We start from the raw sequence: 13,799 nt of genomic DNA on the forward strand, positions 1-13,799 counted from the left end.
TCCGATCGGATCGCCCTCGACCATTCGCGCTATATTGTAACGCGCCTGGCCGCGGCAATCAGATGATTCACCACCACATCACGGCTCATGCCGGTCTGCGAGCGCATCGGATCGACGCGCTTCACCGCTGATTTCACGGCTTTATCCGACATCTTCTCGCGTGACACGTGCAACACGCGCATCATTTTTTCGCCGTCGATGTCATAGGCGAGCGTCACATGATGCAGTATCGCGCCGGGGCCAGTATCGATCGGGGGGAACCTGCGCTGCGCCGCTCCGCCGATCTTGCCGTATTGCGATGCGATGTCGTTCAATCCGGTGAACCGCACGTCCAGACCAAGTTCGCGCAGTGCCGTGACAAGCCAATAGTCACACAGCCTATAGGAGTCCTCGATGCTCACGCCTTTGGCGAAATCCAGCGGCGCGTACAGCGAGTAGGTGATGGTGTTGCCCGGTTCGATGAACATCGCGCCGCCACCGGTGCATCGTCGCACTATCTGGATGCCTTCGGCTTGTGCGGCCTGCTCGTTGACCTCGTCCGGCAATGATTGGAATCGGCCGATCACCACGGCCGGAGCGGCCCATTCCCAGATGCGCAGGGTCGCTTTGCGACTGCCTGCCGCCACTTCGCGGGCCCATTGCAGGTCCGTGTCCATCTGTTCCTGCGGGCTGCATGGTGCATCATGCAGGACCGTTGGCTTGAGACTGCGCCATCTCGCCGCGCATTCCACTGCCGTCAGCTCGCCGAATTCGTCGCCCGTCGAAGTGTGATGCGATGCCCGCGACGATGCGATTCGCGGCAGTGACGTTTGCGATGCCCGCTCTTGGGGAACGGGGTCATCTTGCGTAACGGCCCTGCGAAAGGCCGTTTCAATTCCCTGCATGGTCATGCCGACCAGTGCAACGTCCGGATATTGTTGCGGAATGCCGCGGATCGACCGTCCCGCGACTAACGTCCGTTCGATATCAAGCAGCATCTCATGGGCACGATCCTCATTGCCGTCAATGAAAAAATCGCCGTCGATATGGCAGTACCCATCACGAAGCCGGGCGGTAACCCCCACGAGTTTACCGCCCGGCTGCTTGTATACGCCTCTGCCCATCAATCGCGCAGCTCTACGCCGCGACCGTCGCGGTGCCACGGGGAACCGATGTCGGAGCACAGAATCAGAATGCCTTCGACAAGGCCCCAGATGCTGGCCACTACCGGTCCGATGAGGATGATCCATCCGACCACCGTCAGCAGTAGCTGCACAACGGCCTTGGTGGTGTTGCCGAGATAGAAATTGTGGATGCCCAGACTGCCCAGGAAAATGCCGAGCAGGCCGGCCACGATCTTCTGGCGGGGCACGTATCCCGGAGGCAACGGCTGGCCGTTCGGCTGATAGTACTGCTGTGCATACGGGTTCGGCTGAGTGTAGTTCGGCTGTCCATAGCCCTGCTGCGCGTATGCGTTCTGCTGGGTGTATGCGTTCGGCTGCGTATACCCGTTCTGTTGGGCGTTCGGGTCATAGGCCGACTGGCCCGTCTGCCCGGACTGCGCATAATAGGAGCCGTTCTGTCCGTAAGCCTGGCCGGATTGCTGCCCATAGGAACCGTATGAGCCATACGTTCCATCCGCGGTTTGGCCGTAGCTCTGCTGTGCGGAGGACTGCTGCCCGTAGGAACCATAGTCGGCGGCCGGCTGCGTGTTCGTGGTCTGGCTATGGTCGGCGGCCGGCTGTTCGGCACCGTATTGGCTGTAGCTCGACTGCGAATCGTTTGATGGGGTCGATCCGTCAGCCGAAGCGGAACCATTGATGTGGTCGGGGTTGGTGAAATTAGTGTTGTCGTCGTTCATGGTTCAACAATATCGCATAAATCGTATGGCTACCTTGGCGACTTCCCCGAAAAGCCCCTGAGTCATCCCTGAAAAAATGTTCCCTCCGACGAGTGGCGCCGTCGGAGGGAACATTCGCTATGAGCAGACTTACATACGTGCCAGAATATCGCGGCCGACCTCGTCGGTGGAACGCGTGGTGGAACCCAGCTCCTCGATATCCGCTTCGACTGCGGTGTCGATGCGTGCGGCGGCCTCGTCGAAGCCGAGGTGGCGCAGCAGCATGGCGGCCGACAGGATCGCAGCGGTCGGATTGGCCTTGTTCTGGCCTGCGATGTCCGGAGCGGAACCGTGGATCGGCTCGAACATCGACGGATACTCGTCGGAGGCGTTGATGCAACCGGAGGCGGAATAGCCCACGCCGCCTACCACGGCACCGGCTTCGTCGGTAATGATGTCACCGAACAGGTTGTCGGTCAGAATCACGTCGAAACGGGACGGGTCGGATACCATGAAGATGGTGGTCGCGTCGATGTGCAGATAGTCGTGGGAGACTTCCGGATACTCCTCCGCCACCGTATTGACGATGCGCTGCCACATGTCGCCCGCGTTGACGAGCACGTTCTTCTTGTGCACGAGCGTCACGTGCTTCCTGCGTTTCATGGCCAGCTGGAAGGCGTAGCGCACCACACGTTCCACGCCGTAAGCGGTGTTGATGGACACTTCGGTGGCCACTTCGTTCGGGGTGCCACGGCGGACCGCACCACCGGCACCGCAATACAGGCCTTCGGTGCCCTCACGCACCACCACGAAGTCGATGTCGCCCGGATCGGCGAGAGGCGAGGTCACGCCCTTGTACAGTTTGGAGGGGCGCAGGTTCACATACTGATCAAGATCGAAACGGAGTTTCAGAAGCAGGCCGCGCTCCAGAATGCCGGCCTTGATGCGCGGATCGCCGACGGCACCCAGCAGGATCGCGTCGGTCTTCTTGATGCGCTCCTCTTCCTCTTCCGGAAGGATCGCACCGTCACGCAGGTAGCGTTCCGCTCCCAGATCGAAGCGCTCATACTCGAATTCGGCGACGCCTTCGGCCGCCTTCTCCAGAGCCTTCTGGGCCCACGGGGTTACTTCCTTGCCGATGCCATCGCCCGGAATGACGGCGATGGTGTACTTCTTCGTTGTTTCACTCATAGCACGCGACTCTACTCAGCGATTCATGCTTCGAACCGGAACCGCTCAGCAAGTGGACATCCGCCCGTCACACGGCGAATCATGGCGCGAATCATGGGCGAATCCAAAGATGGTCCAGTTGATCCGGGCGGATATGGGCGGCCTGAGGCCGCCTAGGCTGCGATCAGCTGGTAATGCCCATCACACTCAGGCACCAGGCGTTCTCATATGAGACTTCCTCCCACTGCTTGTAGCGACCGGAAGTGCCGCCGTGGCCCGCTTCCACCTCGATCTTCGCCACGGCGTCCACGCCGGCGCGCTGCAGACGGGCCAGCCATTTCATCGGCTCCACATACAGCACGCGCGTATCGTTCATCGACGTGGTGATGAAGATTCTCGGAAACACCGCCACGCGCGCGTCGTCGGTGGATTCCGGCGCATTCTCATACGGCGTGTATCCCTTCATATACCGGTACACATCCGCATTGTGCAACGGATCGCCCCATTCATCCCATTCGGTGACGGTTAACGGCAACGACGGATCGAGAATCGACGTCAACGCATCCACGAACGGCACGTCCGCCTCTATGCCTGCATAGCATTCCGGCGCCATGTTGGCCACCGCACCCATCAACAGGCCGCCGGCCGAACCGCCATTCGCCACGGTACGCGACGGCGAGGCCAGTCCGGCTCGTTGCAGGGCCCGCGTGGCATCCACGAAATCCTCGAACGAATGCTTCTTGTTCATCAGATGTCCCTGCTCATACCAAGCGCGTCCCATTTCGCCGCCGCCACGGATATGCGGCACGGCATACAGCACGCCTCGGTCGAGCATGCTGATGCGCGACACCGCGAACCCAGGGTCAGAACTGATCTCGTACGCACCATAGCTGGTGATGAACATGGCCGAATCGCAGGTCGGCACGTCGCGCCTCCACACCAGCGACACCGGAATGCGTTCGCCGTCGCGTGCGGTGATCCACACACGGCGTTCCATATAGTCGCGCGGATCGAAATCACCCAATACGGTGGCGCGTTTGAGCAGACGGTCCTCACCGGTGGCCGGGTCGATGTCATGCAGTTCGCCCGGCCGCGTGTAACTGGAGAAGGAATAGCGCACGCGCGGTGCATCGTATGAAGGATTGCCACCCACACCGATCGAGTACAGTCTGCGGGTCTCCCCCGGCATGTCGTCGGCGGTCGCACCGTCGGAAGACGTCATGGCCTTGCGTGAGATGCCGTGTACCGCGGATCCTTTGCCCTGCGCCGCCTGCAAGACGTCGGCATGGCCATGCAGATTGCGCGCGTGGGGTCCTGCGGTATCGTCGGCGCCCATGATGTCGGAGCCAAGACCGCGGTCAAGTGCGGCCCACACTTCGGCCCGCTCCTCATTGACCTCATCCACGGATTCGTCTACGTCCCAATCGTCTTCGAGCGCATGCGGCACGAGCTCGGTGAAACGCCACGGCCGGCCTGCCAGAAAATCTTCGGCTGCGGCCGTCTTGGTCATTACGGCCACGTGTGGCAGACTTTCCGCACGATACTGTAATGCCACGAAATGCCGATGAATCGCGATACCCTCGATGCCGAGGCCGTGCGCGCCCTGCAAAATGGCGGGATTGCATGGATTCGAGTATGCAGTGCCGATCGGTCGGGCGAAGGCGCCAGGTTCGACGGCGTCGCCATGCTCGCAGCCGTATGGCGATCCGGAAGCCACGCACACTCCCTCACCCAAGCGGTAAGGCGGCTCATGCGAACGCATGTCGATGACGTCGATTTCGAAATTCGGATTCAGCGCATTGTGGTACACCACGGCCAGCGGAATATCCTCACCATGCTCGCCGGCGCCTTCGAAGCATGCGAAGCTCACATCATATTCCACATCGGCTTCGCGCGGAATGAACGCCTGGAACTCGCCTTCAGGCGTATCGGTGGGCAGCAGCAACACCTCCGTGGTGGTCTTGGAACCGGTACCGATCACGATGTTGCGCTCGTCGAACGACAGACCGACGCCCACCCAGAAACGCTCATCGGCTTCACGGAACACTTCCACATCGTCGGCGACCGGCGTTCCCACATGGTGGCGCATAATCACATACGGACGCCACGCATCGTCGAGCAGGGTGTAGAAGACCCATTGCGCATCCGGCGTAAAACATGCCCCGGCGATCCCCTCGAACACCTCCGGCAGTTCTTCGCCGGTCTCGAGATCGCGTATACGGAAATCGTAGCGTTCATCGCCACGCGTATCGATGCCATAGAGCAGCCAACGGCCGTCCTTGGAGATATCCATGCCGCCGATGCGGAAGAAATCGTGTCCTTTCGCCTCGGCATTGGTATCGAATACGATTCGTTCACCATCGATCGGCACACCGGCTTCGATATGCGGCGGATCCCAATCATCATCGTCGCGAATCGGCAGGCGGCACTGCACTCCGTATTGCTCGCCCTGCTTGGTACGGGTGAAATACCAGTAGCCGTCCATGCGCGTCGGTACCGACATGTCGGTTTCCTGCACATGCGACTTGAATTCCTCGAACAACGTGGTGCGCAACGTTTTCAAGGGTTCCATACGCGCCGCGCAATACCGGTTCTGCGCGGCCACATATTCCCGTACTTCTGGTGAATCCTTGTCGCGCAGCCATTCGTAGTCGTCCACGAACGTATCGCCATGAAACACGCGCTCCTGAGGTACCCGCTTCGCGCACGGAAATTCCAGCCCACTCTGGTTCCGGCCCAGCCCACTCTGGTTCTGCTCCAATACGCCCTGCGCACCACGATTTTCACTCATGCACGCGATTATACCGGCATGATTCTCCCAAACTACCGACGCTGAGTCGGGTCTAACCGTCGGCAGATTGAGAAACCACCCAAACTACCGACACTGAGGTGGGCCTCAGCGTCGGTAGATTGTGAAGACCTTACTTGTCGAGTTGCTGCTTCAGGTACGGCATCATGGTTTTCATCAGATTGGACCCCGTGGTGCCGGTGAAAACAGGCACATCGGTGACCGGCACCGGCTGCGTGGCCGCAAGTCCCGCCATCGTACCCAGACTTCCTGCGGATTCACGCGGCGAAAGCTGCCGTATGCCTACCGCAAGCACACGCCCCGGGTAGCGTTTGGCGATGGTTGCGTATGTGGTCGGATCCTTCTGACCGTCATCGCCTATGAGAATGAATTTCATATCCGGAAAATCGGCCATCAGCTGTTCCGCATACTCGAGTTTGTGCTGCACGCCGGAAGGAATGAAGGTCTTCGGTCGCGGATCGAGATCGCGCAGCAGAAGCGGTCCTTCCGGGAATCCGTGGTAGGTGATGAAGTGTCGGATCGAACTTTCCACGTTCCATGGCGATGTCGACAGGTAGAAGAACGGTGCATCCGGAAACATGTCGGCGATGCGGTTGAACAGTAGGTTCATGCCCGGCACCGGCACTTTTTTCTTGGGATCAAGCAGCAGCAGATTGTAGGCCGCCTTCATCAGGCTCGGTGCCTGCGTGACCATGATCGTGTCGTCAACGTCGGAGATTACGCCGACTTTTGTGCCGCTTGGTATCGTGAAGAGATTCGCGGCGACCGGTTTGCGGCTACGCACGCGATACGACACGTTGTGGATGCCCGGTTCCAGCGAATGTTCGGCAACCAGATCGAGATAGCCGGCGGAATCGGAAGCGGCAAATTCACTGGAGATGTCACGTGACCTGTCGACGTGGTCGTACACTTCGGATATGCCGACCTGCACCGTTTCCAACGGTACATCGTCGATGGCGATACGCACTTTCGTATGCGGTGACGGAATGGTGAGCATGCCTCGAATGCCGCGGGTCAGCCGTCCGGACTGACGCTTGAACGGACCGAACACGGTACGGCAGATCAGTCGGGAATAGTGCTCGGTACCGTAACCGACATACGGCTCGACGCGCGGATACCAGTTGAGACGGCGCACCAATGCGGTGGAAAAACGCAACCAGATGCCGAATCCGTACGTGATGGCGCGACGGCAGAAACGAATCAGCGGCGGCTTGATTTCGATGCGCTCATGCCGTGAGGCGGCATCGAACGTGGTGACGACCTTACGTGCGGGAATCGGCACGGTAGGCATGTCGTCACTATCACTCGCATCAATCTCGCGTTGGGGCAACGGCTGTGGTTCGTTCATATCCTCACTATAAAAGGCCCGGGAGAACAACCCGTTACCCAAACGCGAAAATCAGGGAACTTTCAGGGTACTTTGAGCCTCGCACAGTCAACTGTTCGGCGGCTATTCGGTGACTATTCTCGCGTATTCCCCGGAACTGAGCAGATCCGGCTCGTCGTCTTCGAGCTCGATCTTGAAGATCCAGCCTTCGCCATACGGGTCGTTCGTGATGATGCTCGGATCATCCGAAACCTCGGCGTTCACGTACCGAATCGTGCCCGCCACCGGGCACACCAGAGGGGTCACGGCCTTAGCGGATTCAAGCTCCGCCACTTCATCGCCCGCCTCGACCTGGGCACCGACCTCAGGCAGATCCACATACACGAGTTCGCCGAGCTGTTCGGTGGCATATTCGGTGATGCCCACCATGGCGGGTTCGACGGAGGCGTCGACCCACACATGCTCGTCGGAGTATTCGAGGTGCTCGGGCACTTCGAGATTCAACTTGTTGTCGTTATCTTCGCTCATGTGCCTAGCGTACCGCACCGGACGGCATGGCGCCTACCACTTGCACCACGGTGCCTTCGGGGCAGTTGTCGTAGATCCACTTGGCATCCGCCTCATACATGTTCACGCAGCCGTGCGAACCGTAGTGCACCGGATCGCCATGCGCAATGCCGTAACCATTCCAGCTTGCCGTGTGGAACCCTTCGCCGCCGTTGAAATAGCCGACCCATTTCACGCCTTTGGAGAGGTAACGCGAACCGTCATCATTCAGGCCCGTCATATCCTGCACGTTGTATTTCAGATAGATGTAGTAGGTGCCCAGATCGGTTTCATGCTTGCCGGCGGTTCCCGTGCACACCGGGAAGGTCCTGACCGCCTGATCGTTCTGATACACGGTGGCGGTCTGAGAGGCACGGTCCACCACGATGCGATACTCCGACTTCTTCTGTACGGTGTCGAATGCGTCCACGTCGCTTTCAACGGGAATCGTCGCGCCTTGGCCACCCTGCAGGGCGTTCACCACCTTCGGGGTAAGGGCGGACACGTTCTTGACCTTCAGCCCATCCACACCTTTGACTATGGTCACCAGCACCGTGCCGTTGCTGTCGACGGCGTCTTCCTGTGAGACTTTGTCTTGGTTGAGCTGGTTCGGCACTTCCTGTTCGAGATAGTTGCCGATTGCCTGTTCGTCATAGGTCAGGGAGATCGTGCCCTTGTCCAGATCGGCATTCGGCTTGATCCAGGAAGCGACGACATCGACCGGCAGTTCGAAGGTCTTGTCCTTGCCGTTGTCGAGTACGATCTTGTTGTTCAATCGGGCGTTCGCTTCGTCGGTGGCCCGCTGTGCCGCGCTCACGCTGACCGGCATATCGACGTTCTTGTAGCTGATGGACGCGGTGCTGTTGCCACCCGGTACGTTGATGGCGTTCCGTACGGCGGTCAGTACCTTGTCGGTTTCAGGGGTGCGTCCCTCCCGGCCTTCCACGGTGGTGAAGGCCTGCTCATCGGAGTCATAGGAGATGGTGGAGGCGACCGCACGCTCATCCTCATCCACGAACTTGTCGGTCACATACGTGGTGAGATCAAGCTCGTTGGTCTGCGCCGCAAGCGGCACCTCGTTTTTGTCGAAAGGATTCACGGCATTGATGGCGGCCAGCACGCCATCGTCATCATGCTTGGCGGCAAGCAGATTGGAGACGGTCTTGTTGATGTTGACCGTCACGCCGAGATCGGTGAGCTTTGCCGTATCGGTGTTGCCATCATTGTCTTTGATGGTGATGGTGGTGCTCTTCACCGCGTCGCTGACGGTATCTTTCAGCTGCTCCCTGGTCTGCCCGGCAACGCTGGACCCGGCGAAGGTCACGCCCGGAGCGGCCTTATCCTGAAAATACCAACGTGCAACGAAGAATCCGGAGACGGCAGCGAGCAACATCACCCCCATCACGATGAGGGTGATGATCAGCGGCCACTTGTTTTTTCTCTTTACTTCCGGCATGGCGATCTCTTCAATAGGAGTGAACACCGCCGGTGCCACCGGAAGCGGTGCGATCGTAGCGGTATCGTCTCCAGCCAGGGCTTGCTCACGCTCGTCAGACATGCTGCTGTTCCTTATATTCTTCCCCTATTCACAACAACCCCCAACTATACGCCGTGCGATGACCAATTTCGGTATCTCGCTCACGGCAGCTCGTGTCCGAGCCATTCCTCAATCATATACCGTGCGATCGTCGCCTTGCCGGGAGCCTCCATACGGCCCGAAATCAACTCGTTCATGTATTCGTCACGGGTCACCCACCGTGCGGAGAGCGTCTCCTCGCCGTCCACTCGTATGTCGGTGGTCGTGGCAAGCCCTTTGAACGCCATCATCAGCGACGCAGGGAACGGCCACGGTTGGGAGCCGAGGTATCGCAGCTCCCCCACTTCGATGCCGACCTCCTCCCTGGCCTCGCGACGGCAGGCGTGCTCCAGATTCTCGCCGGCTTCCACGAATCCCGCGGAAACGGAATACAGCCCGGCATTGCCCCATGCGCTGTTGTGCTGCAGCAACAGACGGTCCTCATGGTCGATGACCGCCGTGATCACAGCCGGTTCCACACGGGGGAACAGTAGTCTCCTGCCATCCGCTTCGTTGGTGCAACGTTGGGCCCAGCCGCCGAGCGCCGGTTCGGTCAGCGCTCCACAGGTCGGGCAGTGGCGCTGACGCGTATGCCACATACCCAGCGAGATGGCGGTGGTCGCCTGACCGGCCTCACGGGCGTTGGCATGCGGTGCGAAGGCGCGCAGATCCACCCAGTCGAAGCGTTCCGCGGCGGATTCGAGCAGCGATGGCTTTCCTGAAACGGCTTCGGTGGCATTGCCTTCGTCGAAGGCGTCGTCGGCACCTTCGTAGGCGCTGTCGGCCACGGGAGTTTCGATGGTATGCACGCGGGTCACGTCGACGGCTACCACATGCTCGTCACGGCAACCGCCATACGAGCCGAGGAAGATGGCGAGCGCCGTCGGATGCGAGCGTAGTTCGGCGGCGACGTAGCCTCCCGGCAGTTGCGCGAGTCGCATGTTCACGTTGGCATAGTCGGCGATGGCGCCTTGCCCGTGCGGTACCGCCACTTTGCCGTCTTTGACGAGGATGACTTTCGTGGCCGGTTCCGGCAGTACGTTCGCGAATAGGTCGGGTTCGCCTCTGCGGCTCACTTCATAGTCGATGTCACCTTGTGCCAATGGCAGGAATGGCAGTGCCTGCGTCAATGCCAAAGGAGAAAACACGCTCATCGCATTCCTTTCCCCGTATGAAATATCTGAATTCCATATAGTATCCGCATCCGGCAACCCACGTCATCCGAAGCGCGCAGCGAGTCGGCGATGGCGTGGTGAGAAACGGATGCTATTGAATTCTACGCACGAGCTGGCGCAATGCTTCGGCCACCGCTTCGGGATGCTCGTATGCGCTGAAGTGTCCGCAATCACTGATTACGGTGAAGTCCACGGTCGTGCCGGTCATCGCATCCGCTACCGGACCCATCACTTCGGGTGGACTTGACGGGTCCTTGTCGCCGCAGATCACCGCGCTTGGTGCGCTTACCTTCGCCAGCACGTCGTTCAGGTCAGGGCGTCCTGCGGCCATGCGTTCGCGCCAGGCGATGCCGGCTGCCGGCTGCTCATTGATCCACAGCGTGAATTGGCGAGCGTATTCGGCGGATTGCTTGATGCTGGAGTCCGTCTCGTTTGCCACGGCGAATCCCATCACCGGATCATGCGTGCCGGTGGCTTCGCATTCGTCGGCGATGGCGATGCGCCTGCCACGCATCGCCGCCGAATCCGCATCGCCTTTTGTGTCACATAGGGCGAGGCCCGCCACCGCTTCGGGATGCAGTCGCTGAATGTCAAGGATCAGATAGCCTCCCATGGAAAGGCCCACCCAGATGGCCTTCTCATGGCCGGCCTCACGAATCATGTCCACGTATGCGTCCGCCATGCGATCAAGGGCATGCGGGAACGTGCCGTCCGCGTCCTTGCCTCCGCTGGCTTCGTCACTCGGAATCGGTCCTTCGCCCGCACCGGGCATGTCCGGTGCCCAGATCGGGAAGCGTGTCATACCGTGCTCGTCGCAGATTCGCGCGAGTGCGGCGGCGCACTGGTCCCACATGCGGTGATCCACCGGAAATCCGTGCACCAACACCACGGGAATCCCCTCCCCTTCGCGATACACGGTGTTCTTCAATTCAATCCCCATGTCATGCTCCAATCCGTCTCGCGTCATCTGCCGGCCCATGCCAGCGCCTGCCTCACAATCGTTCCATATCCATTGCCCATCTGCCCGAGGAACGTGTCAAGCATCGCACCGTTCGGATCGACCCATTCCACATCCAGCGTCTCGTCCTGAGGTCTGCAGTCACCGGCGATCGGCACTACGTAGCACAGTGCAATCGCATGCTGCCGGGCGTCGAAATAATCCGAGATGCCGGGCGTGGGGAAGAATTCCGCCACCGTGAACGGCTGCAGGCTGGACGGCAGCACCGGCAAGGCGATATCTCCCAGATCCTTGGCGACGTTGCGGGCGATCGCCTCACGAATCGACTCATGGTAGAGCACGCGCCCGGCAATCAGCGTCCGTTCGATGCTGCCGTCATCGGAGACACGCAGCAGGGAACCGACCTGCGCGACGCGGCCGAGTTCATCGGTGCGCACCGGCACGATCTGCACGTAGGGAATCGGCATTTCGTTGCGCATGCGGTTGATTTCATCGGAGCCGAGCCATCCGGGAGGATTGCCCGTTCCGCGGATGAAATCCTCCGGTGTGATGTCGTCGAATTCACCGCGCCTGCGTCCGGCATCGAAATCGCCCTCGTCGGGCACCTCATCATTCATCACTGGCATGCCTCCCATTATCGCGCACCTCGCGTAACGTTCAAGCCTTTTTCGTTCCTCCCATAGCGGACACCGGAATGCAAGACGAATGCCGGAGGTTATATACTGCACCACACGCGAATGTAAGGAGCAGCTATGGCAACGCATGCAGTCACCTCTGAGAACTTCAACGAGGTCATCGAGGGCAACGATCTCGTATTCGTGGATTTCTGGGCCACCTGGTGCGGCCCGTGCCGCGCGTTCGGACCGACTTTCGAAAAGGCGAGCGAAGCGAACCCCGACATCTATTTCGCCAAGGTCGATATCGATCAGAATCCTGATCTCGCTCAGGCGGCCAAGGTACAGGCCGTTCCGACGCTGATGGTCGTCAAGAAGCAGCAGATCGTGTTCCAGCAGGCCGGCGCCCTGCGCGCCTCCGATCTGGATGATCTGATCGGACAGGCCAAGGCGTTGGATGTGAACGCCGCAGCTTCCGGCCGCACCGGAGCCGAACAGTAGGCGGAAGTACCCCCACAACGGCAATGCACGCCCGTCGCGATCGACAAGACATGATTGCGACGGGCGTTCGCATGTACCCCCGTGTATCTTCGGCTGCCGATAATCGAGCGCTTAGGGTAAACTGCTCTTTTAGATGCGCGCATTCCGGCGAAGCCTTTGCGGCCGCGTGCAGAACCCGAATTCGTCGAGGCCCATGAAGTCGCTTTATAGGAGCAGAATGGCTAACCACAGCAAGCATGGACGCCCGTTTACCCTGAGCCTGCCGAACAGGTCCCAGTGTGTGAAGATCGTCGCAACGTTCGCGGCGGTGGGGCTGCTGGCTACCGGTGGCATTATTTCACGTAGTTTCTATACGTCATCCACCCAGGCGGAGCCGACCACGCGTGTCACCGCCTATTCCGCCACCGATGCCGAAGCGTCCCGTGGCAACGCCCGTGAGGCTCTCGGCGGTGATACCGCATATGTCACCGTGAAGATCAACGGCAAGTCCCGCGTGGTGCCGGGCACCAATTTCACCAACGTCAAGTCCGTGCTGGAAGCCGGCAACATCACGCTTGAACCGGAAGACACCGTCTCCCCGTCGCTGACCACCAAAGTCGATGAGAAGACCGTAATCACCGTCAGCCGTGCAGGTGCTTCCGTCGAGGTCTCCGACTCGTCGATCGCATTCAATGTCGTGAAGAAGGAGACTTCCTCCCTGCCGAAGGGCCAGGAGAAGGTCGAGACCGAAGGCGAGGAAGGCGTGATGGAATCCACGAACCTCGTAACTCGCTCCGGTGACACCGTCATCTCCTCGAATATGATCAGCTCGTACGTGAAGAAAGCTCCGGTCGACAAGGTGGTTCTCGTCGGTACCGGCTCCACTTCCACGTCATCGTCGTCTTCTTCGTCCAGCAGCACCGCTTCGGTCGGGACCACCGTGCCGGCTGGCGAGATGCAGCAGTGGGCCCATGACTATCTGATTTCCAACGGTTATACCGAGGCCGATTTCACCGCGACCGTGTACATCATCTCGCATGAATCCGGCTGGAGCGTGTCCGCCACGAATCCAAGTTCCGGCGCGTATGGCCTGCCGCAGGCACTGCCCGGCAGCAAGATGGTCAGCGCCGGCGCCGACTGGGCCACCAACTACCAGACCCAGCTCAAGTGGTTCTGGGGTTACTGCGCCTCACGCTACGGCTCCATTCAAGGTGCCTACAGCTATTGGCTCGCCCATAAGTGCTACTGATTTTCACATCAAAGACCGCAAATCCCGCACGCGCAAACGTGCGGGATTTTTTCATACGTCGATCGCAGGTCCGGTC

Annotated in this window: 12 protein-coding genes; 2 read left to right on the plus strand and 10 right to left on the minus strand. The window is 60.0% G+C overall.

What is annotated here, in order from left to right:
* Positions 1-29 precede the first annotated feature (29 nt).
* From BBDE_RS08670 to BBDE_RS08715, 10 genes are all read right to left on the minus strand, one after another.
* On the minus strand, positions 30-1,103 hold the full coding sequence (locus tag BBDE_RS08670; protein WP_003838971.1) for a lipoate--protein ligase family protein: 1,074 nt from the start codon (positions 1,101-1,103) through the stop codon (positions 30-32).
* Positions 1,103-1,840 carry a TM2 domain-containing protein gene (locus BBDE_RS08675; RefSeq protein WP_003838970.1) on the minus strand — a complete coding sequence of 246 codons (738 nt, stop codon included), beginning with the start codon at positions 1,838-1,840 and terminating at the stop codon, positions 1,103-1,105. The genes BBDE_RS08670 and BBDE_RS08675 overlap by 1 nt, the downstream gene beginning before the upstream one ends.
* A 129-nt stretch (positions 1,841-1,969) precedes the next feature.
* The gene (locus BBDE_RS08680; RefSeq protein ID WP_003838967.1) at positions 1,970-3,010 is read right to left on the minus strand and encodes a 3-isopropylmalate dehydrogenase; all 1,041 of its coding nucleotides are present in this window, start codon (positions 3,008-3,010) and stop codon (positions 1,970-1,972) included.
* 163 nt (positions 3,011-3,173) lie between these two features.
* Positions 3,174-5,780 (minus strand): S9 family peptidase, encoded by a 2,607-nt coding sequence (locus BBDE_RS08685; RefSeq protein ID WP_003838965.1) that lies wholly within the window; start codon positions 5,778-5,780, stop codon positions 3,174-3,176.
* A 130-nt stretch (positions 5,781-5,910) separates the two neighbouring features.
* Positions 5,911-7,146, minus strand: a complete 1,236-nt coding sequence (locus BBDE_RS08690) for an App1 family protein (protein ID WP_003838964.1) — start codon at positions 7,144-7,146, stop codon at positions 5,911-5,913.
* A 102-nt stretch (positions 7,147-7,248) separates the two neighbouring features.
* Complete coding sequence (gene gcvH, locus BBDE_RS08695; protein ID WP_003838961.1) at positions 7,249-7,653, minus strand: glycine cleavage system protein GcvH; 405 nt, start codon at positions 7,651-7,653, stop codon at positions 7,249-7,251.
* 4 nt (positions 7,654-7,657) lie between these two features.
* Positions 7,658-9,229 carry a L,D-transpeptidase gene (locus tag BBDE_RS08700; protein WP_003838959.1) on the minus strand — a complete coding sequence of 524 codons (1,572 nt, stop codon included), beginning with the start codon at positions 9,227-9,229 and terminating at the stop codon, positions 7,658-7,660.
* An 80-nt stretch (positions 9,230-9,309) separates the two neighbouring features.
* A complete protein-coding gene (gene nudC / locus BBDE_RS08705; protein WP_012902463.1) occupies positions 9,310-10,401 on the minus strand; it encodes an NAD(+) diphosphatase in 1,092 nt (363 codons plus the stop codon).
* Positions 10,402-10,513: 112 nt separating this feature from the next.
* Positions 10,514-11,362 carry an alpha/beta fold hydrolase gene (locus BBDE_RS08710; protein WP_012902464.1) on the minus strand — a complete coding sequence of 283 codons (849 nt, stop codon included), beginning with the start codon at positions 11,360-11,362 and terminating at the stop codon, positions 10,514-10,516.
* 23 nt (positions 11,363-11,385) lie between these two features.
* Positions 11,386-12,006 (minus strand): NUDIX hydrolase family protein, encoded by a 621-nt coding sequence (locus tag BBDE_RS08715; protein ID WP_033489406.1) that lies wholly within the window; start codon positions 12,004-12,006, stop codon positions 11,386-11,388.
* A 126-nt stretch (positions 12,007-12,132) separates the two neighbouring features.
* Here BBDE_RS08715 and trxA point away from each other — a divergent pair, with 126 nt between their 5' ends.
* A complete protein-coding gene (trxA, locus tag BBDE_RS08720; RefSeq protein ID WP_003838951.1) occupies positions 12,133-12,495 on the plus strand; it encodes a thioredoxin in 363 nt (120 codons plus the stop codon).
* Between the two features lie 217 nt (positions 12,496-12,712).
* Positions 12,713-13,723, plus strand: coding sequence for an aggregation-promoting factor C-terminal-like domain-containing protein (locus BBDE_RS08725; RefSeq protein WP_012902466.1), 1,011 nt, complete (start codon positions 12,713-12,715; stop codon positions 13,721-13,723).
* The last annotated feature ends 76 nt before the right edge of the window (positions 13,724-13,799 follow it).

Origin of the sequence: Bifidobacterium dentium JCM 1195 = DSM 20436, assembly GCF_001042595.1 — a bacterium.
Taxonomy (GTDB): Bacteria; Actinomycetota; Actinomycetes; order Actinomycetales; family Bifidobacteriaceae; genus Bifidobacterium; species Bifidobacterium dentium.